Raw genomic sequence first — 1,445 nt, forward strand, 5'->3', positions numbered from 1 at the left:
GACCCGGCAGCGCTGCTGGCGTCGGTGGTGACCGTGGCCTGCCTGCTGGTCGCCGGCTGGCTGGCCGTCCGCGGCGGCGCGCAGCGCCCCGTCCGCGGCGTCGGGAACCGCACCGGGCTGCTGGAGCAGGTCCACGATGGCGGCCACCTCCTCCAGCGGGCGGTGCGTCGCGGCCGTCCACAGGACGGTGTCGACGGCGGGGGAGGCGGTGGGAGTCTCGGACGGGATCTTCGAGGTGAGGACGCGCCCCTCGTCGTGGGGTGCGGGGTCGGGTTGTCGGTCAGGACTGCTCATGGAAACGCTCCGTTCGGCGTGCGCGGTTACCGAAAGCGCACGTCCGGTCACATTCCATGACCGAATCCGACGCTGCGCCATTCGGGGGCGGCACCTGGGTGACGCCACGCCCTGGCGGTGCCCCGCCCGTCGACGGCGCCCCGGCCCCCGGTCAGTCCGCCGTGCCGCCGCGGTCCTCGGTGACGTCGAACAGGGCGCCGTCCGGATCGCGCAGCGTCACGCAGCGCTCCTGGTCGGAGGTGTGCACCGCGGAGGCCCGGTGCCCGCCGAGGGCGAGTGCCGCGGCCACGGCCGGTTCCAGGGCCGGGACCCGGAAGTGGACGTGCCAGCGCGGGCGGACCTGCGGGTCGAAGGCGGCCGGTTCCACGTTCTGGCTGGCCAGCCGGGCGACGGGCTCGCCGCCCTGGCGCAGGACCACCTTGTCCTGCTCGTACGACACCTCGCAGCAGCCGGGCCGGCCGGTGGCCCACTCCAGCACCTCGCCGTAGAACATCGCCGCGTCGAAGGCGTTGCGGGTCCGCAGTTCCAGCCAGGCCGGGGCCGCCGCCTCCCCGATCCGCCACTGGCGCACATGGCCCTCCCAGATCCCGAACACCGCCCCGTCGGGATCGGCCGCCAGTGCCGCACGCCCCTGCTCGCCCAGGGAGACCGGGCCCACCGCCACCGTGCCGGTCCGCTCACGGATCCGGTCCACGGCCCGGTCCGCGTCGTCCACGGCGAAGTACGGGGTCCAGGCCACGGCGGCGGTCATCTCCGCCGAGACCGCACCGATCCCCGCCACCGGCACCCCGTCGACCTCCGCCACGCTGAACGCCTCACCCGCTTCCCCGGGGCGGAAGTCCCAGCCCAGCACGGCGCCGTAGAAGCGCTGGGACGCCTCGTGGTCCCGGGACATCAGGCTCACCCAGCACGGCGCACCGAACACGTCACCCGTCGAGATCCTCGCTTGCACACCTCCACCTTCGCGCATCTCCTCACCAGGGCGGAGGAGCGATCACCCCGTGGGTTGAGGTGGCGCCACCCGAATGGCGGCTAACGTCCGGGTCATGCAGAAGATCATCCGTCGCGCCTTATCGGCTGCCGTCACCGTCGCCGCGCTCACCGCGCCGCTCGCCCTCCCGGCCACCGCCTCCGCCGCCCCTGCCGTGGCC

General features: G+C 74.4%; 1 protein-coding gene and 1 pseudogene. Both read right to left on the minus strand.

Annotated elements, in window-relative coordinates; all coding sequences use genetic code 11:
- A pseudogene (locus EF918_RS35685) lies at positions 1 to 294 on the minus strand (hypothetical protein); the annotation flags it as partial.
- 151 nt (positions 295 to 445) lie between these two features.
- Complete coding sequence (locus tag EF918_RS35690) at positions 446 to 1,264, minus strand: VOC family protein (RefSeq protein WP_125652976.1); 819 nt, start codon at positions 1,262 to 1,264, stop codon at positions 446 to 448.
- Positions 1,265 to 1,445 lie beyond the last annotated feature (181 nt).

It is taken from the genome of Streptomyces sp. WAC06614 (assembly GCF_003949795.1).
In the GTDB taxonomy this organism is placed as follows: domain Bacteria; phylum Actinomycetota; class Actinomycetes; order Streptomycetales; family Streptomycetaceae; genus Streptomyces.